This window comes from Pseudomonas sp. CYM-20-01 (assembly GCF_023169845.1).
GTDB classification, from domain to species: domain Bacteria; phylum Pseudomonadota; class Gammaproteobacteria; order Pseudomonadales; family Pseudomonadaceae; genus Aquipseudomonas; species Aquipseudomonas azotoformans.
The window spans coordinates 1,237,721-1,261,998 of record NZ_AP025169.1 but is presented as its reverse complement, the minus strand read 5'-3'; the positions used below and the strand labels follow the sequence as shown (position 1 = coordinate 1,261,998).

The window sequence follows — 24,278 nt, the reverse complement described above, 5'->3', positions numbered from 1 at the left end:
TCTTGTAGAAGGCTGTGGTCGGCATTGCAGATGTCCGCAGACTAGCGGTAAAAGCGGCAGGTTTGTAGATCTTTGCTACAAATGACTGAAAAAGAACTGCGACAAAAAATGTGAGAGGGGGCCTGCCCCCTCCCGCATTGAGTTACGCGTGCAGCTTAGCGAACACCATCCTGGCGCAGGGCTGCCGGGGTGAAGTCGCTGGTGGTAGCGGTGAAGCCGAAGTCATACGCCTGCTTCTCTTCGTTCTTCATGCCCAGCGCCAGGTAGCGGCCGGACTGCAGGTCGTAGAGGGTCTCCAGGGCGTACCACGGCACTTGCTTGTCGTAGTAGTTCTCGGCATGGGCCTCCGCTACGCGCCACAGTTGGCCACGACCGTCGTAGTGGTCGATCACTGCCGCTTGCCAGGTGTCTTCATCGATGAAGAAGTCACGCTTGGCGTAGATGTGGCGCTGGCCTTCCTTCAAGGTCGCGACCACATGCCAGACACGGCGCAGCTCGTAGCGAGCCAGGTCCTGGTTGATGTGGCCGGCCTTGATGATGTCGGCGTACTTGAGCTTCGGATCGTCGAGCTTGTAGCTGTTGGAGGCGATGTAGATTTCCTTCTTGCCTTCCAACTTCCAGTCGTAGCGATCCGGTGCGCCGTTGTACATGTCGAGGTTGTCGGATGTACGCAAGCCATCGGCTGCGGTACCCGGCCCGTCATAAGACACTTGCGGGGCCCGGCGCACACGGCGCTGGCCGGCGTTGTAGACCCACGCCGAACGCGGTTCCTTCACCTGGTCCAGGGTTTCGTGCACCAGCAGCACACCACCGGCCAGACGCGCCGGCGCGGTCACTTGCTGCTTGAAGTAGAACAGCACGTTGCCCGGGTTTTTCGGGTCGTAATCCTTCATCTTGTCGCGGAACACGAACTGATCGCGGAAGTACACCAGGCTGTAGGAACCGTTGGTTTGCGGCGTGGCCTGGGTCACCAGGCGAGTCACGCTGCCGCCGCGATAGCGGGTGATGTGGTTCCAGATGACTTCAACGCCGCTTTTCGGGATCGGGAACGGGATAGCGGTCTCGAAGTTCTCCAGACCGTTGCCGCCGGACACCAGGTTGGTGTTAGAGGCGTTCTTCTTGATGGCCGCAAACACATCCGCCGGCACCGTGGCGCCGCGATGGGTCGGGTAGACCGGCATCTTGAAGGTGTCAGGGTAGCGCTTGAACATTGCGTACTGCCCCGGTGCCAGCTTGTCCTTGTACTGCTCGACGTTCGCTGCGGTGATGGTGAATTGCGGTTGCTCACTGGCGTACGGGTTGGCCAGGAATCCACGAGCGTCGACGGCGCCGGCGTTGGTGGGCAGTGGCGACCATTTTGGAATGGTGCCGGCAGCGTTACCGGCCATTTCGGCGCCCATCGGGGTCAGGCTCGTGCCCAGCTTGGCGGCTTCATCCGCCGAGACTGCCGCCATGACGTTACTCGCCAGGATCGACAGCCCAAGCACACCCACGTGCAACAGACTTTTGGTTATTTTCATGTTCTGGTTCTTCCTGAAATGCAGTGTGCTTAGAAGTTGGCGCCGAAGCTCAAAGCGACAAAGTCGCGGTCATCCACCGTGCTGAACTTGCCACCAAAGAAGTTGGTGTAGGCCAGGCTGGCGGTGTAGGTGTTCTGATATTCGGCATCCAGGCCCAGGCTGACTGCCTTGCGACCTTCTTCGAAGTTACCGCCAGGGCCTGGCGAGTAACCTTTGACGTCGTGGGACCACGCCACGTTTGGCTTGAGGTTGACGCCGGCGAACACGTCCGGGTATTCCCAGATGGCGCGGGCGCGGTAGCCCCAGGATGTGGCGGTGGTGTAACCGTCGTTGTTGCAGTTGGTGTTCAGGCTCGCGGCGTTAGGCAAACCACCCCCTTGCGCCGTGGAGTTGTTGAGCGTGTTGCAGAAACCACCTGGCAACGAACCCGGGCCAAAGACCGGGTCACGGCCATAACGTGCCTCGGACTTGCTTTCCAGGCCACCGACGTGAGTCACGCCGATTTCACCGACAGTGGTCAAGCGGCTGGCGCCCATGACCTGATCGAAGAAGTGCGTGAAGGTGGTCTGGAACTGGGTGACTTCCTTGCGACGGTAGCCGTGCAGGTCCTGGCCTGGCGTCCCCTTCAACACAGACGCGTTGTTGAAGGGGGGAAGTGGCGTGACACCGGCAAAAAGAATGTCTGTCGTGCTCAGTTGTACCGGCGCGTTAGGACGATAGCTCAACTCGCCGCTCCATGCGGTCCCTGTGGGGAGGGTGGTGGAGAAACTCAAGCCATAGAGACGAATGTCCTCGGGGTATTCAACGTAGTAGTTGGAGTTACCCGCGACCACCAATGGACGCAGTTGGGCTGGCACACCAGGCGTTGCACCTGTGTATTTCGATTGCGGTGCGCCCTGAGCACTGAAGATCGGCGCACGACTGTGGTAGTTCATGAAGTAAGCGCCGAATTCTGTATCCAGCGGCTCGAAGTTGTAATGGAATGCGACACCGAACTGACCACTGTCGCGCGCATCACGATCTGGGCCACGACGCACCAATACACCTTCGTTATTGACGTCGACGCCATTGGCGGCAAGCCCTGGCAATACTGCGGCAGGCAGGAAGCGACGACTGTTCAACACGCGCAAATTGTCACTGCAGCCGTCGGAAATAACATCAGGCTGAGAGAAGAATGTGCCGCAGTTATCGGTAACGGTCTGGTCCCACTCCAACTGGTAAAACGCCTCGGCCGACAGGTTATCGGTCAGGGTTTGCGACACATAGAACATGTTGACCGGAATCAAGCCTTCCTTGATTTCGGCGCCCGGACGCCGGAATGCCGACACGTCGATCGGGTTGATGGAGTTGATGCCGCCGCCGATGAAGGTACTTTCACCCCAGCTCACCACCTGCTTGCCGAAGCGCACGTTGCCCGGCAAATCGGCAATGTTGTAGTTGTGGTAGATGAAGGCATCAAGGATCTGCCCGCCAGAAGACTTGGCGCCTTCCTTGCGGTTGTTGTCGCTGATGTCCTTGAATGGGCGGCTTTCGTCCTTGAGCTCGAAGTCGTACCAGTACTTGCCGCGCACAAACACGCCGGTATCGCCGTATTTCAGTTCCAGGTCATGGATGCCCTTGAAGATCTTCGAGAACGTCTCCCCGCGCTTGAAGTTCAAGTGGCCGTCATCGGAAGTCTGGGACAGGCCCTTACCGCCGTTGTTGACCCCGATCAGGTCCTGGTTGGGCTTGGCCGTCGACCAGCTCGCACCCACGGAAAGAGACGAGTCAAAACTCCCTTCGATTTCACCGATATTGAAACTGACGCCGAATGCGGGCCCGGCGAGCGTAGAGGCGAGACTGACGGCCAGGGGCAGTCTTGCCCGGCGCCAGAACTGGTTTACTGAGGTCATCGACGCTACTCCATGTGCATTATTGTTATGGCAGTGAGTTTTTTCCTACTGATGCATGTAACGGCCGGAATACAACGATTCCAATGCCGCTCGGCAGCCGAGCCCCCATGGCCCGAAGCGGAACATCCGTGAAAAACTCTGGAAGGGACTATAGCCAGCAGGGGGTAGTGCTTGATCCCTCTAAAGTGTGATTTGCATCACCGACCCGTCTGCCACGACCCTTTCGCCATGTCGACAAAGGCCGACGCGGCAAGGATGGCTGAAAATCGGCAAATCACAAGTGAAGGCGCGAGATAGAGCATTGCCGCGCCACAAGGGCACGGCGAGTCAGCTCACAGGGTAGACAGGAACGTGCTGTTGTTGGCCTGCCATTCGATGATGTCGATACGGATACGTTTTTTGTCGAGTTTTCCTACGCTCGTCTTGGGAATTTCAGTAACAACCGCAATCTGGCTCGGAATCGCCCACTTGCTCAAGTGGCCCAGTTCCACGAACGGCTTGAGGTGTTCCTTGAGCTCGCGAGCGCCTATCACATGGCCATCACGCACTACCAGCAGGGCAAATGGGCGTTCGCCCCACTGCGGGTCGGCAATGCCCACCACCGCTACTTCGCGTACCGCCGGGTGACGGCTGACCAGGTCTTCGAGGGCCAGGGACGAGATCCATTCGCCGCCGGTCTTGATCACATCCTTGATGCGGTCGCGAATGTCGATTACGCCAAACGCATCCAGGGTCGCCACGTCGCCGGTGTGCATCCAACCGCCGGCCCACAGCTCGGCGCCCTTCTGTGGCTCGTTGAAATAACCTTCGCTGAGCCACGGCGCACGCAACACCAGCTCGCCCTGGGACTCGCCATCGGCGGGCAGGAAGTTGCCGTCGCCGTCGATGATCGCAGCTTCCACCAACGGGCCAGGCACGCCGGCCTTGATGCGGTAAGTGGTGCGCTCATCCTCGGTGCCGGCCATCAGTTCTTCGTTGAGGTGGGCGCAGGACACCAGCGGCCCGGTCTCGGACATCCCATACGCCGCAGTCAACTGAATGCCACGGGCCTTGGACGCTTCGTACAGCGAACGGTTAAGCGCACTGCCGCCGATGACGATTTTCCACCCTTCAAAATCCACACCCTGGGCGGCCTTGGCGTTGAGCACCATCTGCAGGATGGTCGGCACGCAGTGGGAGAAGGTGACCTTTTCCTTGCGCCACAGCTCCACCAGGTATTCCGGGTCGTAGCGACCGGGGTAGACCTGTTTCAGCCCGAGCATGGTCGCCACATACGGCAGGCCCCAGGCGTGCACATGGAACATCGGCGTGATCGGCATGTACACATCGTTGGTGCCCAGCAGGCGCACGCTGTCGACGCTGCCCATGATGGTCGCCACGCCCATGGTGTGCAGTACCAGTTGGCGATGGGTGAAGTACACCCCCTTGGGATTGCCGGTGGTGCCGGTGGTGTAGAAAGTGGTGGCGACGGAATTTTCGTCGAAATCCTGGAAGTCGTACTTCGGGCTGGCGGCGGCCAGCAGGCTTTCGTACTCCCCCACCAGGTTGGGCAGCTCGGCGGTCTTGACCTCGCCATCGGTGAGCAGCAAGGTCTTGTCGACGGTGGTGAGGTGCCCGGCAATCGCCTGGTAGAGCCCCACGAACTCACTGTTGACCAGCACGAAGCGGTCCTCGGCGTGGTTCATGGTGTACAGGATCTGTTCCGGCGACAAACGCACGTTGATGGTGTGGATCACCGCGCCGATCATCGGGATGGCGAACATGCATTCCAGGTAACGGTGGCTGTCCCAGTCCATCACGGCCACCGTGTCACCGGCCTTGACCCCGGCCTCGGTCAGCACATTGGCCAGGCGGGCGACGCGCTCGATCAGGGTCGGGTAGGTGTAGCGCAGTTGGTCGCGGTAGATGATTTCCCGGGTCTTTTCATAGCGGGTGCCGGACATCAACAGGCGTTTGATCAACAGCGGGTATTGGTACGCACCTTCGGCGGGCGGGATAACACGGGTCTGCAACATACGAATCCCTTTTCTGACTGCACGGTCTTGGCTTGAAGACCTGCACTTTAGAGACCTTATGTTTCAGCCAAATCAGCCAAAGGAATGATTTGCAGACCCCAGCGAATGCTAGCTTTGCGCCAGCATCCAGCTTATTTCATGCTGGTGAAGGCCAGCTTTACCCCAATCGCAATCAACACCGCGCCCATGGTCCGATCGAACCAATGGCCCATCCGCGCAAACCCGGCACGCACGCGCTGCTGGCTGAACAACATCGCCACCAGGCAGAACCACAGCGCCGTCGCCACCGCCAGGTACACGCCGTAACCGGCCTGGATTGCCAGCGGCGTGTGCGGGTTGATCACCACGGTGAACAACGACAGGAAGAACAACGTGGCCTTGGGGTTCAAGCCGTTGGTCACAAAACCGGCGGTAAACGCACCACGCGGCGTACGTTCGCCTGCTTCGCGATGCAACTCACCTTCAACGGGGGGCTTGGCCGGTTGCGCGCGCAGCGCCTTGAAGCCGATGTACAGCAGGTAGGCCGCTGCCGCCCACTTGAGCGCGTTGAACAGCACGATGGACTGGGACACGATCAAGCCGATGCCGAGCAACGAGTAGCCCACGTGCAGGAAAATCGCCGAGCCCACGCCCAGTGCGGTCCAGGTGCCAGCGCGGCGGCCATGGGTCACGCTTTCACGCACCACCACAGCGAAATCCGGGCCGGGGCTGGCCACCGCCAACAAGTGAATCAGGGCTACGGTCAAGAACTCGGCGGCGTACATACTCACTCCATTAAGTAACGGATTATTTCATCTGATAGGCTCGGCAGATTACGCCTTCGAACCCTGTCGCAAAAGGTACAGTTGATGACGAACAATCGCCGCGCCGTCTTCCTTGATCATCCTTCCCTGGACTTGGGGGACCTTGACCTCAGCGAATTGCGCAACAGCTTCAGCGAGTTGCAGTTGTTTACGGACACCACTGCGCAGAACGTGGTTGAACGTGTGCAAGGCGCGCAAGTGGTGATCAGTAACAAAATCGCCCTCAACACCGAAACCCTGGCGGCCTGCCCGGAGCTCAATCTGATCCTGGTGTCGGCCACTGGCACCAACAACGTCGACCTCGACGCCGCCCGCGCCCACGGCATCACCGTGAGCAACTGCCAGGGCTACGGCACGCCGTCGGTGGCCCAGCACACGATCATGCTGCTGCTCAACCTGGCGACGCGCTTGAAGGATTATCAACGGGACGTCAGCGCCGGCCTGTGGCAGCAGGCCAAGCAGTTCTGCCTGCTGGACCACCCGATTGTCGAGCTGGAAGGCAAGACCCTGGGCCTGCTCGGCCACGGTGAACTGGGCGGCGCGGTGGCGCGCCTGGCCGAAGCCTTTGGCATGCGTGTGCTGCTCGGTGCGATTCCGGGGCGCCCTGCCCGCGCCGACCGCGTGCCATTGGATGAACTGCTGGCGCAGGTCGACGCACTCACCCTGCACTGCCCGCTCAATGAACACACCCGCGACTTTATCGGCGCCCGCGAACTGGCGTTGCTCAAGCCCGGCGCGTTTGTGGTCAACACCGCGCGCGGTGGTTTGATCAACGAACAGGCCCTGGCCGATGCGTTGCGTAGCGGCCACTTGGGTGGCGCGGCTACCGATGTGCTGAGCGTGGAACCGCCGGTGAATGGCAACCCACTGCTGGCCGGCGATATTCCGCGGCTGATCGTCACCCCGCACAACGCCTGGGGCAGTCGCGAAGCGCGGCAGCGCATCGTCGGCCAACTGGCGGAAAACGCCCGGGGCTTTTTCAGCGGCGCCCCGCTGCGCGTCGTCAGTTGATAAACTGCGCCCCTTTTCAAGGAGCAGACCATGGATCCGCGCAGTGAAGTACTGCTTCGCCAGGCCGAACTTTTTCAAGGCAACCTGCTGTTGGTGGGCTTGCCCGCCGACGACCTGCTCGGTCGCCTGCCCAACGCCCACGGCTGGAGCTGGCATGCCGGCGACCAGGCGGCGCTCGATGCACGCTTTGCCGAGCGCAGCCACTTCGGTGTCAATGTGCCCGAGCGGGCGTTCGATGCGGCGGTGATCTTCCTGCCCAAATCCAAGGACCTGACCGACTACCTGCTCAACGCCGTGGCTGCACGCCTGCCCGGCGCCGAGCTGTTCCTGGTCGGCGAGAAAAAGGCCGGTATCGAAAGCGCGGCCAAGCAGATGATCCCCTTTGGCAAGCCGCGCAAGCTCGACAACGCACGGCATTGCCAGCTGTGGCAGGTCACCGTGGCCAATGCGCCGCAAGCGGTCGAACTGGAAAGCCTGGCGCAGGTTTTCGAGGTGCCATTGGCCGAAGGCCCGCTGAAGGTGGTGAGCTTGCCGGGGGTATTCAGCCACGGTCGCCTGGATCGCGGCACCGAGCTGTTGCTGGAGCACCTGGACAAACTGCCGAGCGGGCATCTGCTGGATTTTGGCTGCGGTGCCGGTGTACTGGGGGCTGCGGTCAAACGTCGCTACCCGCATAACAGCGTGACGATGCTGGACGTGGACGCCTTTGCCGCTGCGAGCAGCCGCCTGACCCTGGCTGCCAACGGTCTGGAAGCCGAAGTATTGACCGGTGACGGTATCGACGCGGCGCCGATGGGTTTGAACGCGATTTTGAGCAACCCGCCGTTCCATGTCGGGGTGCATACCGATTATTTCGCCACCGAAAACCTGCTGCGAAAAGCAGCGAAACACCTGGCAAAAGGCGGCGAACTGCGCCTGGTCGCCAACAGTTTCCTGAAGTACCAGCCGCTGATCGAAGAGCACCTGGGCGTGTGTGCAGTAAAGGCTGAAGGCAACGGTTTTCGCATCTACCGCGCCAAGCGCGGCTGACGGGCGTTTGAAAAAGAACGCTTGCCGAATGGGTTTTGCCTAGGCAGAATCCGCTCCGTCCTAGGGGAGTAGTCTCCCACGAGCGCCACGCTCGTCCGGCATACGTCAACATACTTGGTCAGCAGACCATGGCGTATGCGACCCAGGAGTCCGCACAGACGGACCGGGGTTTGACAAGACCTATGACACGCACACCTTACCCGGGGCGGGAAGGCTGTACGTGTCATAGCCGTGTCGACCCGCCCCTGGAAACCTACCTGATGCTGGATTCATTGCTCGTTCCTACCGCAATCGTTGCCTTGGCCGAAATCGGCGACAAGACGCAACTGCTCGCACTCATCCTTGCCGCACGCTTTCGCAAACCCTGGCCGATCATCGCCGGCATCGTTGCCGCGACCCTGGCCAACCATGCAGCCGCCGGTGCCGTGGGAGCCTGGTTCGGAAGTTTCTTCTCGGACGCGGTGTTGCACTGGATTCTTGCGGCAAGCTTCTGCGCCACGGCGCTGTGGACCCTGGTGCCGGACAAACTCGACGATGACGAAGCCAGCACCACGCGCAAATTCGGGCCGTTCCTGACCACGCTGATCGCGTTCTTCCTGGCGGAAATCGGTGACAAGACGCAGATCGCCACGGTGATGCTGGCGGCGCAGTACCCGGAGTTGTGGCTGGTGATTATCGGCACCACTTTGGGCATGCTGATTGCCAACGTGCCGGTGGTATTGGCGGGGAATTTTGCGGCGGAGAAACTGCCGTTGACGTTGATTCGTCGGTTGGCGGCTACGGCGTTTTTCATCCTGGCTATCGTGGCCGTGTACAAAGCCATGCAAAGCAGCGGCTGGATCTAAAGGGGCCCTGTGGGAGGGGGGCTTGCCCCCGATGGCGGAGTGTCAGTAGGCATCTAATGGGCTGACCCAACGCATCGGGGGCAAGCCCCCTCCCACACTTAGATCTTCACAACGTCAGGACTTCTTGGCTTGCTGGTACAACGGCATCACCTTCGGAATCGCCGCCTGCAACGAGGCGATTCGGCTGTCGGAGGCCGGGTGAGTACTCATGAACTCCGGCGGCGCACCTTCCGAGGCCTTGGCCATTTTGTTCCACAGCGTAATGGCAGCGTTCGGGTTGTAGCCGGCACGGGCCGACAGCTCCAGGCCGATCAGGTCGGCTTCGTTTTCATTGCTGCGGCTGTTGGGCAAGGTCATGCCGTAGTTGGCCACGGTATCGGCCAGCGCCAGGCTGTCCTGGCCGAGGCCGAACAACGCACCGGCGCCCTGCTTGGCCATTTCGATCCCGTAGGCCTTGGACATGGCTTCGCGGCCATGTTCGCGCAAGGCGTGGGCGATTTCATGGCCCATCACGGCCGCCAGTTCGTCATCGGTGAGCTTGAGGTTGTCGATCAACGCGCTGTACACGAAGATCTTGCCGCCAGGCCCGCAGTTGGCGTTCATCTCGTCGCTCTTGATCAGGTTCACTTCCCACTTCCACTGTGCCGCATCCGCACGGAACGTCGGCGCCTGGGCGATCAAGCGGTTGGCGATGGCCTGCACGCGCTTGGCGTTGGCGCTGGTCTTGTCCACCAGGCCCTTGCCACTGGCTTCACCCAAGGTCTGCTGGTAGGACTGGGCATACATCTGGTCGACTTCCTGGCTCGACAGCATGCTGAACATGTACTGCTTGCGTTCCACCCCAACGGCACCGCCGCTGGTGGTGTTGACCGACTGACACCCGGCCAGCAGCAGCGCTGCAGCCAACCCGCTTATCACCAATGACTTCTTCATCAACACTCTCCCTGAAAACACGCCCTTAAAACATGGCGCGTATCGTAGGCGCACATTTGTATCGACGCCAGATACACCAGACGTGTAACCGCTGATTTTCCGATACATCTCACACGCCAGCGGCGGCGCCGAGCATTCTGTTTGCGACACATCCCCCGATTTTGCCGGGCGCCCCCCTCATGCCCACCTCGCCCTCGGCCGATACACAAGACAGGCCCTCTCCCCTGCGCCCGGAGTTTTCATGAAATTCAAGTCGATTCAATTTTCTGTCGCGGCACTGGCCGGCGCCATTGTCCTGAGCGTAGTGGCGGTGTTGGTGCTCTACGCCTTGTTTGCCGGCGCACGCACCCAGGAAATGGTGCAGGAGCGTACCCAAGTGCAGTTCGAACAGATTATCGAACAGCGCCTCACCGCCCTGGCGCAAACCCAGGCCACCTTGATCCAGCGCGAACTGGAAGCGCCACTGGTGACCGCCAAGAGCCTGGCCACTGCCAACGCCCTGCTCGGCATGAAAGACGCGAAGGGTGAACCCGCCCTGCAGCTCGGCCGCGAGCAACTGATCAACCTGCTGCACGAAACCGTGGTGCGCAACCCCAAAATCCTCGGTGCCTATATCGGCTGGGAACCCAACGCCATCGATCACAACGACGCGGCCTACGTGAACAGCCCGATTGTCGGCATGGGCGCCGACGGACGTTTCCTGCCGTGGTGGTACCGCAATGCAGATGGCAGCCTGGGCATGGATAAGCTGGCGGACGTGGCCGACCAGAAAATCCTCTCTACGGGCGTGCGCGCCAGCGAGTACTACCTGTGCTCCAAGGAAAGCAAAAAGGCCTGCGCCATCGATCCGGCCCCTTACAAGGTGGGCAACGCGATGGTGATGCTGGCGTCGTTTATCGAGCCGATCATGATCGACGGCACGTTCCAGGGCATCGTCGGTGCCGACCTGTCGGTGAACTTCATCCAGGACATGCTCACCAGCGCCGACCAGAAACTCTACAACGGTGCCGGAGAACTGGCGCTGATCTCCAGCAACGGGCGTTTGGTGGCTTATACCAAGGACGCCAGCAAGCTCGGCGAAAAGGCCAGCGACCTGCTCGATGGCAACGAACTGGCCAACCTGGGCCAACTGAAAATCGGCGAAGTACGCTACGACATCGACAAGGAACATGGGCATATCGAGTTGTTCCTGCCGTTCAACATCGGCCAGACCGATGCACGCTGGACCCTGATGATGCAGCTGCCTTTGAGTGCGGTAATGGCCGACTCGCAGAAACTGCAAAGCGACCTGGAAACCCAGCGCAAGACCGATATTTTCGGCATGACTATCGCCGGCCTGCTGATCGCCGGTATCGGCCTGCTGGTGATCTGGCTGGTGGGCCATGGCATTGCCCGGCCACTCAAGCAAATGGTCGCGATGCTCAATGACATCGCCCAGGGCGAGGGTGACCTGACACGGCGCCTGACCAGTGATCGCGCCGACGAATTGGGCGCGATTGCCAACGGTTTCAACACCTTCCTGATCAAGCTGCAAGGCATGATCACCCAGGTGGTGAGTTCGGTGCAGAAGGTCAGCGACTCTTCGGAGCACACCGCTGATATCGCGATCCGTACCAACCAGGGTGTGCACAAACAGATGGTGGAGATCGACCAGGTCGCCACCGCCGTGCATGAGATGACCGCCACTGCGCAAGACGTTGCACGCAACGCCACCCAAGCCGCACAGGCCGCCAGCCATGCCGACCAAGCGGCGAGCCAGGGCATGCGCATTGTGCGTGACACCTCCACCTCCATCGGCGCGCTCGCCGAGGAAATCGGCAAGGCAGTCGGTGTGGTGCAAACCCTGGCCAAGGACAGCGAAAACATCAACGCCATCCTCACGGCGATTCGCGGGATTGCCGAGCAGACCAACCTGCTGGCACTCAACGCCGCCATCGAGGCGGCGCGAGCCGGCGAACAAGGCCGTGGTTTTGCCGTGGTCGCCGACGAAGTACGCAACCTGGCGCAGAAAACCCAGAAGGCTACTGAAGAAATCCAGACCATGATCCAGCAGCTGCAACAAGGCACGCGGGATGTGGTGCGGGTGATGGAGGACAGTCAGAACCGCACCGATGAAAGCGTGCAACACGCAGCCAAGGCGGCCGAAGCCTTGGAGACCATCACCCAGGCAGTTTCGGTGATCAACGACATGAACACCCAGATCGCCAGTGCCGCCGAGGAACAGAGCGCGGTAGCCGAGGACATCAATCGCAACGTGATCAACATCGGCCAGGTGGCCAATGAGGTGGCGGGCGGCGCGGATGAATCCAGCGCGGCCAGTGCGGACTTGACCAAGTTGGCCGAGCAGCAGCGCCGGCTGATCAATCAGTTCAAGGTCTAAGCCGGGGTCAGGCACTCCGGCCCATTGAGCTTGGGATCATTGACCATGTTGGCCAGGACCCGCTCGCGCAACGCGCTCGGCTCACTGGCCAGCAAGCCTTGCAACACATGCAACGGCGTCTCAGGGTCGAGCCAGGCTGCCTGCCCGGCCTCATCCAGAATCAGTGGCCGACGCTGGGCCTGCGCGGCCTGGGTCACCACGGCCGTGCTCAACCACACCTGTTCCTGCACCGGATAGGCCTCCCAGATCGCGGCAAAAAACAACGTGGAGCCCTCCCCCGGCGTCAGCCAATACGGGCGCTTGCGCTGGGTGCCGCGCCATTCGTAGAACCCATTGGCCGGTAGCAGGCAGCGGCGCTGACGGAATGCTTCGCGGAACATCGGCTGTTCGGCCAGGGTTTCGGCGCGGGCGTGGGCGGGAGTGCGGGAAAGATCAGTCAGCCAGGGCGGGGTGAGGCCCCAGCGAGCGCGGGCCAGGGTGCGCTGGCCGTCGGCGGCGCGCTGGCCGTCGGCGGCGCGCTGGATCAGCACCGAATCATTCGGGGAGATGTTCCACTGGGCCTGCTGATCGGCCGGAAAGCCCGGCAGGGCAGCAAAAGCGGGGGTCCAGCGAAACAAGGCATAACGTCCACACATGGGGCAACACGACTCTTGGGTAAACCGACCGACAGCCTAACAGACCAGCACGTCGGGGAAGCTGTCGGGTTCGTCGCCCGGCAGCGGTTGCGCGCCGATATAGGCGGTAATCAACTCGCGGGCGTCGAGGGCGCGGTCATTGTCCACCTCCAGCCCCAGCAGGCCGAAGATGGGCAACTCGCCGGTGCCACCGAGCAAATGCCGCCCCACCAGGTGCGCCTCGATGCCTTCACTGGCGAGCATCTGTTGCAGCAACTCGCCTTCCATCAGGTTTTCCGGTTCGTAGATTCGTTGCATCAGCGCCCCCGCTATTCGTTTTCACTACGGGTTTCAAGCATCCATTCTTCGCCATGCACCTGCAGATCGAAAATGATCGGTCGGCAGCACACCTGGCAGTCCTCTATATAAACCTGATCGCCCCCGGACAAATCCACCGTTGTCTCGACCTCTTCACCGCAATAAGGACAATCGTACGTCGCGCTTTCCAGCATCGCAGCCTCCAAGGTGACTTGTGCGTATAATCGCCGGTCTATTTACAGGGCTATTTTTGGCCGAGCCCATTACTCGGGCCGCACCCTGGTATTTCCTTTACTTACCCTAGCCGTTTCTAACAAGAGAGCATGATGGGCGAATTCGATACCATCCGACCTTACAATGACAGCGAAGTCCCGGCAGTGCTGGCACGTCTGTTCAGTGACAAGGCCTTTCTGGACATCCTGACCCACTTCCGTTTCCCGCGCTTTGCCGGCGCCCTGGGCTGGCTGCTCAAGCCGATGATCGCCCGCAAACTGCGCCGTGAATTCGCCGGCGTCACCACCGTGGCCACGCTGCAGGACAAAGTCGAGTACTACGTCGACCACACCATTGACCGGGCGACCGACGGCGTGACTTACACCGGGGTCGAGCAGCTCAAGTCCGGCACCGCCTACCTGTTCCTGGCCAACCACCGCGATATCGTGATGGACCCGGCCTTCGTCAACTATGCGGTGTACCACGCCGGCCTGCCGACACCCCGCATCGCCATTGGCGACAACCTGCTGCAAAAGCCGTTTGTCAGCGACCTGATGCGCCTGAACAAGAGTTTCATCGTGCACCGCTCGATCACCGGGCGCAAAGAGAAGATGGCGGCCTATCAATTGCTGTCGGCCTACATCAACCATTCGATCCGCAACGACGGTGCGTCGATCTGGATCGCCCAGGCCGAAGGGCGCGCCAAGGATGGAGATGACCGTACCGAGTCGGCGATCCTCAAGATGTTCCATGTCAGCCGCAAGGACGAGCCGTTTGCCGAGGTGATCCAGTCGCTGAACCTGACGCCGGTGTCCATCAGCTACGAATACGACCCATGTGATTCAGCCAAGGCCCGCGAGCTGTACATCCGTGCTACCACCGGCACCTACGTCAAGGCGCAGGGCGAAGACGATGTGAGCATTGCCCTGGGCATCACCGGCTACAAGGGACGCGTGCACATTAACTTCGCGCCGCCGATTACCGAGCGTTTCGAAGACACCAAGTTGCTGGCCGCAGAAATGGACCGGCAGATTCTGGGGGGCTACCGGTTGTTCCCGGTGCATTACCTGGCCTACGCCCAGTGGAGCGACGCCGACCCACAATTGCAGGTGCCGACGGCGGCCGAAGTATTCCCGGCCGATGAACTGGCCAAGGCGAAGGCGGAGTGGGAGCGGCGTTTGAACGAATGCCCGGCTGAGCACCGGCCGTTCCTGGTGGTGCAATATGCGACGCCGGTGCGTAATCAGTATCGGGTCAAGGCTGGAATACCCCTCTAAACACCGATTCAAAAATGTGGGAGGGGGCTTGCCCCCGATAGCGGTGTATCAGTCAATCAGCTGTCGACTGAAGCTCCGTCATCGGGGGCAAGCCCACCTCCCACATTTGTTTTGTGGTGTTCTTAAAGGCGGGTGCTGAGCCAGGAAATGGCCAGCGCCAACCCCAGGCAGGCGAAACCGACGCGGTAAGCCAGACGATGCGCCCGTTCGGTGCGCACATCCAGAAACAACATCGGCTGATCAATTGCGCGATCTTCGCTCTGCGCGGTCAGGTCAGCCATGGCGCGCTGTTCGCGCAGACGGGTAATGAACAGCAGCGCCGCGCCCGGACAGGCCACGGCCAAAGCAACAACATTGGTCAACAGTGCGGGCAGCGCCATCAAAAACCTCGGCAAAACAGTGTTTTGGTATCGGTTCAGATACAAACCTGAACGATAGTGGCCTCCGGCGCCTGAAATGCTCCCTCCCCCATTGACGGCTAATGTATCCAGTAATTTACAACGTCACCTGAACGTCACCTTAACAAGCCACTCTGTTGCCCTTCGACGCTTTAGGAGCTTGTCATGCTGCATGCACAAAACCAGGATCGGCTGTATCTGATCGCCCAGAGCGATGAGCAGGAAGCGCTGATCGGCGGCCTGGCCTTCAACGTCCAGGACCGCCACTGGCTGGTGTATTGCGCCCTCGGCGGACACCAGCATGCCGACCTGCCGGAGGCCGATCTGTTGACCGGGGTGAGCCTGCTGGATTTCTGTATCGACACGGCCGCATGAAACTGAAGACGAAAAAAAACCGGGCTCAATGATGAGCCCGGTTTTTTTTACAGAATCGGTTATTGCGAGCTGAGCAGCGAACCGATGCTTGGGTCCTTGAACAGACGGGTCAAGGCGTCGCTCAGGACGTCGCTGACCAGCTTGGTGTTGGTTTCCTGGTTCGGCGACATACCGAAACGCTGGTTCAGGGACGCACCGTAGCGGCCGCTGTAGCGACGGGTGCCGGCGGTGACGTCGGACTTGAACGTCGCGCCGATGGACGCTTCGGTCACGTACAGGCCGTCTTTAGGCGACTGGTACTTCAATTCGGCCAGGGTGATCGTCAACTGCGGAGCGCCCGGCGCGTTGGCGCTCGGGGTGAAACCCAACAGGCGCACGGCTGCTTCGGCCTGGGCCTGCAGCTTGGGCAGCACGTCTTGCGCATTCACCGAGACCAGGGCGGTTTCCGGATACAGGCCGCCGCGCGAACCGAGCGTAGGCGACGGACGACCATCCACCACACGCACCGACACTGGCTGACCGTGACCCACGGGGGCCAACTGCGTGGTGATTTTTGGTTCCGGGGTCAGTTGTTGCGGGCTGTTGGCGCAGCCAACCAGGGTCAAACTGGTCACAGTGATCAAACCGAACAACAGGCGTTGCAACATGCTCTTCTCTCCAGAAATCGGGTACCGACAGGCGGGCAGTATAGCGGTGCGCCAGTGCCGGGAACTAGCGCCAGTTACAACCTGAGACCTGCACAGACTGTAGCGGTTCGATGTCACTGATATGTCACGGCTGATACACAGGCCCGTCATGCCCGACAGGCAAGCTTGGCCCCAATCTCAAGAGGTCTGTCGCCATGCAATTTCTCTGGTCACTGTTCACGCGCAAACCGGTCCTTCGCCAGTTCGCCCTGCTCGATGTGCAAGGCCGTTGCCAGGCCTTCAAAGAGTGCTGCCAGCCTCCTGTAGGCGACGGCTGGGTGGAAATCGATGAAATCCGCCTGAGCTGGATGCACCACCCGCTGCCAGCCAGCGCCCGTGTCAGCCCACGTGCAACGCAGCCGTCGCATCACCAACCGTTGGCCGCCTGACCGAACGCCTAATAAAAGTCATAAAACACGCCCATTTCCCTGGCGTTCTTCGCTACAATCTCCCCCCGATTATAAGGACGTCTCCTGATCGGGCCTCGCAGCATCGTTAATGCCTAGGCATTAGCCCCAAGAATCGCCCACAGAGAGCCGCCCACACAGATCGAGTGAAGCTGGCGCGCTTGCTGTTTTCTTTGCAAACCACCCGCCTTTACCGAATCTGCCAGAGCTGCCATTGCGCTCGGCCACTTGAGTTGTTTGCCCGTTTTGCCGCGTGTCGGCTAGGGGCCAGGTGCCAGGCTGGGGCAGCCCTTTTTTGAGGTTCACGTCTTCAAAAGAGCGTGAAAAAACGGGTTTTCACAACTTCACAAGAGTGTGGCGAGCAAATGAATAGTTTGGCGTTTGTACAAGCACCATCAGCGTCTGGAACAGCCCAACCACACAGGACCGAGCACGCCTTAAAAACCGGAGCTTGAGCCTGTCCGCTACGGATTGGTTGCACGAATCGCACGCTTTGACCATAAGTCGAATTGCCACAGGCGCCCATGAATGCGTTCATAGGCAGACTAGCCCGGCAGGAAGCGTGCGCTGAACATGCAAAGAATTGCGAATCGGACATGGCGATCCTGGCCATGGGTAACCTGGGGCAACACGTGAACCGCCCCGTCACTCCTGGCAGCCATGCCGTCAATTTGGTGCTGCAGATTTTGGAGACGCGTTAAATGGCGCATAACGAAGCAGTCGACGTAGTACTGGTAGGGGCCGGCATCATGAGTGCCACCCTGGCCGTACTGCTCAAAGAGCTCGACCCCGGCCTGAAGCTGGAAGTCGTTGAGCTGATGGATTCGGGTGCCGCGGAAAGTTCCAACCCGTGGAACAACGCCGGTACCGGCCACGCCGGGCTGTGTGAGCTGAACTACACGCCGCAGGCCGCCGATGGCTCCATCGACATCAAGAAAGCCGTGCACATCAACACCCAGTTCGAGGTGTCGAAGCAGTTCTGGGCGTACCTGACCAAAAAGGGCACCTTTGGCTCGTCCAAGTCCTTTATCAGCCCGGTGCCGCACCTGAGCTTCGTGCAGGGCGAAAAAGGCGTGTCCTTCCTCAAGAAGCGCTTTGAAAGCCTCAGCCAGCACCATGCGTTTTCGGACATGCACTACACCGAAGACCGCAGTGAGATGGCCGAATGGATGCCGCTGATGATGCCGGGCCGTCCGCTCGACGAAAAAATCGCGGCCACCCGTGTGATGAACGGCACGGACGTGAACTTCGGCGCCCTGACCAACCAACTGCTCAGCCACCTGACCAGCTCGGCAGACGCCCAGGTCAAGTACAGCAAACGCGTCACCGGCCTCAAGCGCAACGGCGCGGGCTGGACCGTGAGCATCAAGGACGTCAACAGCGGCAACAGCCGTGAAGTCGATGCCAAGTTCGTGTTCCTCGGCGCCGGCGGCGCGGCACTGCCGCTGCTGCAAGCCTCGGGTATTGAAGAAAGCAAAGGCTTTGGCGGCTTCCCGGTCAGCGGCCAGTGGCTGCGTTGCGACAACCCGGAAGTGGTCAAACACCACCAGGCCAAGGTCTACAGCCAGGCCGCCGTGGGTTCGCCGCCGATGTCCGTGCCGCATTTGGACACCCGTGTGGTCGATGGCAAGAAATCCCTGCTGTTCGGGCCATACGCCGGCTTCACCACCAAGTTCCTCAAGCACGGCTCGTTCCTCGACCTGCCGCTGTCGGTTCGCGCCGGCAACATCGGCCCGATGCTGGCCGTGGCCCGCGACAACATGGACCTGACCAAGTACCTGGTCAGCGAAGTGATGCAGTCCATGGAACAGCGCCTGGAATCCCTGCGCCGCTTCTACCCTGAGGCGAAAGCCGAAGACTGGCGCCTGGAAGTGGCTGGCCAACGGGTGCAGATCATCAAGAAAGACCCGAAAAAAGGCGGGGTGCTGCAATTCGGCACCGAGCTGGTCGCGGCCAAAGACGGCACGCTCGCGGCGCTGCTGGGCGCGTCCCCGGGTGCTTCGGTGACCGTTTCGATCATGCTGGAACTGATCGAGAAGTGCTTCCCGGAAAAAGCCGCCGGTGAGTGGGCTGCCAAACTGCACGAGATCTTCCCGGCCCGTGAAAAGGTCCTGGAAACGGATGCCGAGTTGTATCGCAAGATCAACGCGCAGAACAACATCAGCCTGGAACTGGTTGAACCTGCCGCCGAGACCGAAAGCTACGCTTGAGGCGCCATGAAAAACGCCCCGCTCTCAACCTGAGAACGGGGCGTTTTTTTGTGGCTTGGATAATCAGCCGCGAGCGTTTTCGATCAGTTCGATGTACTCGTCCGCGTTGCGCTGGTCCTTGATCAGATCGACGAAGGTCTGGCCATGCTCATCCTTGCCGTCGAGGTCCAGGCCGGCTTCCTTGAAGAAGCCCAGGAACCGCTCGAAATCGTCGATACGCAGGCCACGGTAGGCCTTGATCAGTTTGTGCAGGGACGGGGAAGTCGCGTCGACCGGCTCGAAGTCCAGGAACAACTTGATCTGATCGTCGCCGATCTCGTCACCAATCACCTGTTTCTTATCTTTACGCATTACCGACTCCAGCCTGCAGACATTTACACGGGGTTTGAAGTCTACCTGTGCGACGCAGGCTTCGAAAGCGCTGGAGATTCAATGTGGGAGGGGGCTTGCCCCCGATGGCGGAGTGTCAGGCGACATCTAATTGACCGCCCCACCGTAATCAGGAGCAAGCTCCTTCCCACGTTGGCTTTTCAGTGTTCTTGCTATTGGGTACGCACCGCACCAGTATGCAAATCCGCCCAGATATGCCCATTGGCATAACTGAGGAACTGCACATACACCGTGTCATTGCGCAACAGGTCAACAATCACACGGTATTGGGCCACCGGGTAGGACAAGGTCAAAGTCTTGCTCTTGTCATCGTAGGCCGGCTTTTTCAGGCTTTTGCTTTCAGCGTCGAAATTGAGCACCACCTGGGCGATGGTCGCGCCTTTGTTCAGGGACTTGCCCTTCAGGCGAATCATCAACGGCGCAGTCACCGGGATGGGTTGTTGGCTGGACTGGCGCTGGTTGCCCACCACCACCGCGTACTCGGAGACTTGCAGCAATTGCTGCTGGTCCGGCGCTTCAGCGCGCAGAGTCAGGTCGTCCGAAGGCAGGAATTGGCTGTGCATCGGCGCAGGCGCGGCAGCCAGGGGCAAACTGAGGGTCAGCGCCAGGGCGGCGCAGGTGCGTATCAACAGGCTCATGGGCCGCTCCGGCAAGGTGGGCCCAGCACTGTAGCTCAATCGAACTGGGCAAGCATCCAGCGTTGGTACTCGGCCACACCGGCCTCGCCTTCGCGGGGTGCCCAATCGGCCTGTTCGCCCTCGCCCACCGGACGATAAGGCCCGGCCTTGCACTCGAACATCACCGTGTCGGGCTCCAACACCACCAGGCCATGGAAGACACCGGGTGGCAGATCCACACCAGCGCATTCACCGCCGGCCTGCATGACACGCTTGGCAATGACCTCACCGGTTTCGCTGAAGACCAGCAAGCCCAAGCGGCCCTGCAGCACCAGCAAGGTTTCTGCCTTGTCCGCACTCAGGTGCCGATGCGGCGGCACATAGGTGTCAGGTTGCAGGCCCACCGCCAGGCGATGACAAGGCTCTTCCATCTGGTGGAAGTTATGGTGGTGCCGGCCACGGGGGCTGGCGGCCGCTTTCTCGGCCAGTTCGGCAAACAGCGTCTGATCAAGAAAACGGGCCATGACTTACATCCCTTTGACGGCGAAGATCCCATTGGCGTTGCGCCAGTAGCCTTTGTAGTCCATGCCGTAACCGAAGATATAGCGGTCAATGCACGGCAGGCCGACGTAATCGGCTTTCAGGTCCGGGCGAGCCTTGCGGTCGTGATCTTTGTCGATCAGCACGGCGGTGTGCACTTTGCGCGCGCCGGCGTGTTTGCAGAAGTCGATGATCGCACCCAGGGTGTGACCTTCGTCCAGGATGTCATCGATGATCAGCACGTCGCGGTCGATGAACGAGACTTCCGGCTTGGCTTTCCAGAACAGGTCGCCGCCGCTGGTTTCGTTGCGATAGCGGGTGGCGTGCAGGTAGGAGGCTTCCAGCGGGAATTGCAGGTGGGTCAGCAATTTTCCGGCGAAAATCAGGCCACCGTTCATCACGCAGAAGACCACCGGGTTGGTGTCGGCCATTTCGCGGGTGATGTGTGCGCCGACCTTGGCGATCGCTTCTTCGACTTGCGCTTCGGTGTACAGGCAGTCAGCCTCGCGCATGATTTGACGGATATGCTCGAGATCAGCGGACATGGCGCTCTCCAAGGGGGTGCTGTGGCAAGAAAAGCGGGCGAAGGTACGCTTCTCGTGCGCTCCGAGCAAGCCTTAATGGACTAACGTACTAGATGTCTATAGGACAACACCCTCGGATAGATTAATCTAGGCCGGTTTTTTTGCCCGCCGCCGGAGCCTTTCCCATGCCCACTCGCGAGATCCGCCACCCGCTGATCCGACACAAGCTCGGCCTTATGCGCCGCGCCGACATTAGCACGAAGAACTTCCGTGAGCTCGCTCAGGAAGTCGGAGCGTTGCTCACTTACGAAGCGACCAAGGATTTACCCTTGGAGAGCTATGAAATCCCTGGTTGGGCCGGTCCCGTGCAGGTCGAGAAAATCGCCGGTAAGAAAATCACCGTGGTGCCGATCCTGCGCGCCGGTATCGGCATGCTCGAAGGCGTGCTCAGCCTGATCCCGGGCGCCAAGGTCAGCGCCGTAGGCGTGGCCCGCAACGAAGAAACCTTGCAGGCCCACACTTACCTGGAAAAACTCGTCCCGGAAATCAACGAGCGCCTGGCGATGATCATCGACCCGATGCTCGCCACCGGCAGTTCCATGGTTGCCACCATCGACCTGCTGAAAAAAGCTGGCTGCAAGGATATCCGCGCCATGGTGCTGGTGGCTGCACCCGAAGGCATCGCTGCCGTCGAGAAGGCTCACCCGGATGTGCAGATCTACACCGCCTCCATCGACGAGCGCCTCAACGAACACGGCTACATCATCCCAGGCCTGGGCGATGCCGGTGACAAGATCTTTGGCACCAAGCAGAAGGACGCGTGAGCATGCAGGATGAATTCAACGACCCGCTTTGGCGCCAGATCCTGTCTGGCGCACAAATGCTCTTCGTAGCATTTGGCGCGCTGGTGTTGATGCCGCTGATCACAGGTCTTGATCCAAACGTCGCACTGTTCACCGCGGGCCTGGGCACGTTGCTGTTCCAGGTGGTGACAGGGCGGCAGGTGCCGGTATTCCTGGCGTCGAGCTTTGCCTTCATTACCCCGATCATTCTCGCCAAAGGCCAGTTCGGCCTCGCGGCGACCATGGGCGGGGTGATGGCGGCGGGTTTCGTGTACACCTTCCTGGGCCTGGCGGTGAAGATCAAAGGCACCGGGTTTATCGACCGGTTGCTGCCACCCGTGGTGATCGGGCCGGTGATTATCTCCATCGGCCTGGCCATGGCGCCGATTGCCGCGAACATGGCGATGGGTAAAGCCGGTGATGGCGCTGAGCTGATCCATTACCAGACCGCGATGATGATCTCGATGCCGGCGCTGCTGACCACCTTGATCGTGGCGGTGTTCGGCAAGGGCATTTTCCGCCTGGTGCCGATTATCTCCGGCGTGCTAGTGGGTTTTGCCATGTCGTTCTACTTTGGCGTGGTCGACACGGCGAAGATTGCGGCAGCCCCCTGGTTCGCCCTGCCCCACTTCACCGCGCCGGAATTCAACTGGCAGGCGATCCTGTTCATCGTCCCGGTGGCCCTGGCCCCGGCGATCGAACATATCGGCGGTGTAATTGCGGTGGGCAGCGTGACCGGTCGCGACTACTTGAAGAAGCCCGGCCTGCACCGCACCCTGCTGGGTGATGGTATTGCCACCACGGCTGCCGGCCTGTTCGGCGGCCCACCCAACACCACCTACGCCGAAGTGACCGGCGCGGTGATGCTGACCAAGAACTACAACCCGAAGATCATGACCTGGGCAGCGGTGTTTGCCATCAGCCTGGCGTTCATCGGCAAGTTCGGCGCGTTGCTGCAGAGCATTCCGGTGCCGGTGATGGGCGGGATTCTGTGCCTGCTGTTCGGCTCGATTGCCGCGGTGGGGATGAACACCCTGATCCGCCACAAGATCGACCTGGGCGAAGCGCGCAACCTGGTGATTGTGTCGGTGACGTTGGTGTTCGGGATTGGCGGTGTGCTGGTCGGTACCGGCACCGGCCCGGATGACTTCGGCCTCAAGGGTATCGCCCTGTGTGCGGTGGTAGCGATTGGGTTGAACCTGCTGCTGCCGGGCAATGATGGCTGGAAGAACAAGAAGTCTGACGAGCCGTTGATCTAACCCACACCGTAGAACCCAATGTGGGAGGGGGCTTGCCCCCGATAGCAGTGTGTCAGTCAACGCATTAGCTGGCTGATACACCGCAATCGGGGGCAAGCCCCCTCCCACATTTGATTTCAGCGCTTGTTAGAGCTGGCCCAGCCCATCGATCAACGCCTGGTTCTGCTCCGGCGTGCCGATGCTGATCCGCAGGAACTGGGCAATCCGCTCCTGTTTGAAGTGCCGCACGATCACCCCTTGCTCACGCAACTTGGCCGCCAGGCCAGCGGCGTCGTGCCGTGGGTGACGGGCAAAAATGAAGTTGGCGGCTGACGGCAGCACTTCAAAGCCTTTCTCTTCCAGTTGCGCAACCAGCTTGTCGCGACTGTCGATCACCAACCGGCAAGTCTTCTCGAAATACTCACGGTCCTCGAACGCCGCCGCCGCGCCAACAATCGCCAGGCGGTCCAGTGGGTAGGAGTTGAAGCTGTTCTTGACCCGCTCCAGCGCCTCGATCAGGTCCGGGTGGCCCACGGCCAAGCCCACCCGCAAACCGGCCAGTGAGCGCGATTTGGACAGGGTCTGGGTCACCAGCAGGTTCGGGTAGCGATCCACCAGGCTGATCGCGGTTTCACCGCCGAAGTCGATATAGGCTTCATCGACCACCACCACCGAATCCGGGCTGGCCTTGAGAATCTGCTCCACCGCGTCCAGCGCCAGTACGCAACCGGTCGGCGCGTTCGGGTTGGGAAAGATGATCCCGCCGTTGGGCTTGGCGTAGTCCGCCACACGAATCTGGAACTGGTCATCCAGCGGCAGCGGGTCGGATTTGATGCCATAAAGGCCGCAGTACACCGGGTAGAAGCTGTAGCTGATGTCCGGGAACAGCAGCGGCAGGTCGTGCTGGAACAAACCGTGGAAGATGTGCGCCAGCACTTCGTCGGAACCGTTGCCGAGGAACACTTTGCCAGCGTCGATTCCGTAGTACTTGGCCACAGCCTGCTTGAGCAGGTCGCTGTTGGGGTCCGGGTACAAACGTAGATTGTCGTTCAACTCGGCCTGCATCGCCGCCAAGGCTTTGGGCGATGGGCCGTAGGGGTTTTCGTTAGTGTTGAGCTTGACCAGTTTGGTCAGCTTTGGCTGCTCGCCGGGCACGTAAGGCACGAGGTCCTTGACGAAAGGGCTCCAGAATTTGCTCATG

25 protein-coding genes and 1 riboswitch are annotated in these 24,278 nt (G+C 60.5%); of the genes, 10 read left to right on the top strand and 15 right to left on the bottom strand.

Annotation, left to right across the window (positions count from 1 at the left end; all coding sequences use genetic code 11):
• Positions 1-155: 155 nt before the first annotated feature.
• The 4 genes from M2497_RS05580 to M2497_RS05565 form a co-directional block, all read right to left on the bottom strand.
• Positions 156-1,520: a DUF1329 domain-containing protein gene (locus tag M2497_RS05580; protein WP_248486228.1), complete on the bottom strand. Its 1,365-nt coding sequence runs from the start codon at positions 1,518-1,520 to the stop codon at positions 156-158.
• 29 nt (positions 1,521-1,549) lie between these two features.
• The gene (locus M2497_RS05575; protein ID WP_248486226.1) at positions 1,550-3,412 is read right to left on the bottom strand and encodes a DUF1302 domain-containing protein; all 1,863 of its coding nucleotides are present in this window, start codon (positions 3,410-3,412) and stop codon (positions 1,550-1,552) included.
• 332 nt (positions 3,413-3,744) lie between these two features.
• On the bottom strand, positions 3,745-5,427 hold the full coding sequence (locus M2497_RS05570) for a fatty acid--CoA ligase (protein WP_248486224.1): 1,683 nt from the start codon (positions 5,425-5,427) through the stop codon (positions 3,745-3,747).
• 131 nt (positions 5,428-5,558) lie between these two features.
• Positions 5,559-6,191, bottom strand: a complete 633-nt coding sequence (locus tag M2497_RS05565) for a LysE family transporter (RefSeq protein ID WP_058422966.1) — start codon at positions 6,189-6,191, stop codon at positions 5,559-5,561.
• Between the two features lie 84 nt (positions 6,192-6,275).
• Between M2497_RS05565 and M2497_RS05560 the strand changes: the two genes are divergently transcribed.
• The 3 genes from M2497_RS05560 (at position 6,276) to M2497_RS05550 (ending at position 9,115) form a co-directional block, all read left to right on the top strand.
• Positions 6,276-7,241: a 2-hydroxyacid dehydrogenase gene (locus M2497_RS05560; RefSeq protein ID WP_248486222.1), complete on the top strand. Its 966-nt coding sequence runs from the start codon at positions 6,276-6,278 to the stop codon at positions 7,239-7,241.
• Positions 7,242-7,271: 30 nt separating this feature from the next.
• Positions 7,272-8,270 (top strand): class I SAM-dependent methyltransferase, encoded by a 999-nt coding sequence (locus M2497_RS05555; RefSeq protein WP_248486220.1) that lies wholly within the window; start codon positions 7,272-7,274, stop codon positions 8,268-8,270.
• Positions 8,271-8,321: 51 nt separating this feature from the next.
• Positions 8,322-8,441, top strand: a riboswitch (yybP-ykoY riboswitch).
• An 89-nt stretch (positions 8,442-8,530) separates the two neighbouring features.
• Entirely contained in the window at positions 8,531-9,115 is a 585-nt protein-coding gene (locus M2497_RS05550) for a TMEM165/GDT1 family protein (RefSeq protein WP_004372026.1), read from the top strand.
• Positions 9,116-9,229: 114 nt separating this feature from the next.
• Here M2497_RS05550 and M2497_RS05545 read toward each other — a convergent pair whose 3' ends face one another.
• Complete coding sequence (locus M2497_RS05545; protein ID WP_248486218.1) at positions 9,230-10,048, bottom strand: M48 family metallopeptidase; 819 nt, start codon at positions 10,046-10,048, stop codon at positions 9,230-9,232.
• A gap of 241 nt (positions 10,049-10,289) precedes the next feature.
• Here M2497_RS05545 and M2497_RS05540 point away from each other — a divergent pair, with 241 nt between their 5' ends.
• Entirely contained in the window at positions 10,290-12,428 is a 2,139-nt protein-coding gene (locus M2497_RS05540) for a methyl-accepting chemotaxis protein (RefSeq protein ID WP_248486216.1), read from the top strand.
• Here the strand turns inward: M2497_RS05540 and M2497_RS05535 are convergent.
• From M2497_RS05535 to M2497_RS05525, 3 genes are read right to left on the bottom strand one after another with little or no spacing between them, the layout of a single operon-like run.
• Entirely contained in the window at positions 12,425-13,063 is a 639-nt protein-coding gene (locus M2497_RS05535; RefSeq protein ID WP_248486214.1) for an SOS response-associated peptidase, read from the bottom strand. The two genes, M2497_RS05540 and M2497_RS05535, sit on opposite strands and share 4 nt — an antisense overlap.
• A 36-nt stretch (positions 13,064-13,099) precedes the next feature.
• Positions 13,100-13,360 (bottom strand): DUF2007 domain-containing protein, encoded by a 261-nt coding sequence (locus M2497_RS05530; RefSeq protein ID WP_034095939.1) that lies wholly within the window; start codon positions 13,358-13,360, stop codon positions 13,100-13,102.
• A gap of 11 nt (positions 13,361-13,371) precedes the next feature.
• On the bottom strand, positions 13,372-13,554 hold the full coding sequence (locus tag M2497_RS05525; RefSeq protein ID WP_248486212.1) for a CPXCG motif-containing cysteine-rich protein: 183 nt from the start codon (positions 13,552-13,554) through the stop codon (positions 13,372-13,374).
• 132 nt (positions 13,555-13,686) lie between these two features.
• On the opposite strand from M2497_RS05525, the gene M2497_RS05520 reads away from it, so the two are divergent.
• A complete protein-coding gene (locus tag M2497_RS05520) occupies positions 13,687-14,850 on the top strand; it encodes a 1-acyl-sn-glycerol-3-phosphate acyltransferase (protein WP_179030189.1) in 1,164 nt (387 codons plus the stop codon).
• 122 nt (positions 14,851-14,972) lie between these two features.
• On the opposite strand, the gene M2497_RS05515 is transcribed toward M2497_RS05520, so the two are convergent.
• A complete protein-coding gene (locus tag M2497_RS05515) occupies positions 14,973-15,230 on the bottom strand; it encodes a hypothetical protein (RefSeq protein WP_058422974.1) in 258 nt (85 codons plus the stop codon).
• A 183-nt stretch (positions 15,231-15,413) separates the two neighbouring features.
• Between M2497_RS05515 and M2497_RS05510 the strand changes: the two genes are divergently transcribed.
• Positions 15,414-15,623 carry a hypothetical protein gene (locus tag M2497_RS05510; protein WP_058422975.1) on the top strand — a complete coding sequence of 70 codons (210 nt, stop codon included), beginning with the start codon at positions 15,414-15,416 and terminating at the stop codon, positions 15,621-15,623.
• Between the two features lie 59 nt (positions 15,624-15,682).
• On the opposite strand, the gene M2497_RS05505 is transcribed toward M2497_RS05510, so the two are convergent.
• Positions 15,683-16,270 (bottom strand): YajG family lipoprotein, encoded by a 588-nt coding sequence (locus M2497_RS05505; protein WP_179030190.1) that lies wholly within the window; start codon positions 16,268-16,270, stop codon positions 15,683-15,685.
• Between the two features lie 194 nt (positions 16,271-16,464).
• On the opposite strand from M2497_RS05505, the gene M2497_RS05500 reads away from it, so the two are divergent.
• Together M2497_RS05500 and mqo are read left to right on the top strand one after the other, a co-directional pair.
• Positions 16,465-16,698: a hypothetical protein gene (locus M2497_RS05500; protein ID WP_248486210.1), complete on the top strand. Its 234-nt coding sequence runs from the start codon at positions 16,465-16,467 to the stop codon at positions 16,696-16,698.
• A 719-nt stretch (positions 16,699-17,417) separates the two neighbouring features.
• The gene (gene mqo / locus M2497_RS05495) at positions 17,418-18,926 is read left to right on the top strand and encodes a malate dehydrogenase (quinone) (protein WP_058422978.1); all 1,509 of its coding nucleotides are present in this window, start codon (positions 17,418-17,420) and stop codon (positions 18,924-18,926) included.
• Between the two features lie 63 nt (positions 18,927-18,989).
• On the opposite strand, the gene M2497_RS05490 is transcribed toward mqo, so the two are convergent.
• From M2497_RS05490 to M2497_RS05475, 4 genes are all read right to left on the bottom strand, one after another.
• Positions 18,990-19,277 (bottom strand): PA4642 family protein, encoded by a 288-nt coding sequence (locus tag M2497_RS05490; RefSeq protein WP_016976601.1) that lies wholly within the window; start codon positions 19,275-19,277, stop codon positions 18,990-18,992.
• 191 nt (positions 19,278-19,468) lie between these two features.
• A complete protein-coding gene (locus M2497_RS05485) occupies positions 19,469-19,954 on the bottom strand; it encodes a hypothetical protein (RefSeq protein WP_248486208.1) in 486 nt (161 codons plus the stop codon).
• A 35-nt stretch (positions 19,955-19,989) separates the two neighbouring features.
• Positions 19,990-20,457 carry a WbuC family cupin fold metalloprotein gene (locus M2497_RS05480; RefSeq protein ID WP_248486206.1) on the bottom strand — a complete coding sequence of 156 codons (468 nt, stop codon included), beginning with the start codon at positions 20,455-20,457 and terminating at the stop codon, positions 19,990-19,992.
• A 3-nt stretch (positions 20,458-20,460) separates the two neighbouring features.
• Entirely contained in the window at positions 20,461-21,018 is a 558-nt protein-coding gene (locus tag M2497_RS05475; protein ID WP_025856323.1) for a hypoxanthine-guanine phosphoribosyltransferase, read from the bottom strand.
• Positions 21,019-21,182: 164 nt separating this feature from the next.
• Here M2497_RS05475 and upp point away from each other — a divergent pair, with 164 nt between their 5' ends.
• Both upp and M2497_RS05465 read left to right on the top strand, forming a co-directional pair.
• Positions 21,183-21,821, top strand: a complete 639-nt coding sequence (gene upp, locus M2497_RS05470; protein ID WP_024073483.1) for a uracil phosphoribosyltransferase — start codon at positions 21,183-21,185, stop codon at positions 21,819-21,821.
• Between the two features lie 2 nt (positions 21,822-21,823).
• Positions 21,824-23,098: a uracil-xanthine permease family protein gene (locus tag M2497_RS05465; RefSeq protein WP_058422983.1), complete on the top strand. Its 1,275-nt coding sequence runs from the start codon at positions 21,824-21,826 to the stop codon at positions 23,096-23,098.
• Between the two features lie 126 nt (positions 23,099-23,224).
• On the opposite strand, the gene hisC is transcribed toward M2497_RS05465, so the two are convergent.
• Positions 23,225-24,277: a histidinol-phosphate transaminase gene (hisC, locus tag M2497_RS05460; protein ID WP_248486204.1), complete on the bottom strand. Its 1,053-nt coding sequence runs from the start codon at positions 24,275-24,277 to the stop codon at positions 23,225-23,227.
• Position 24,278 lies beyond the last annotated feature (1 nt).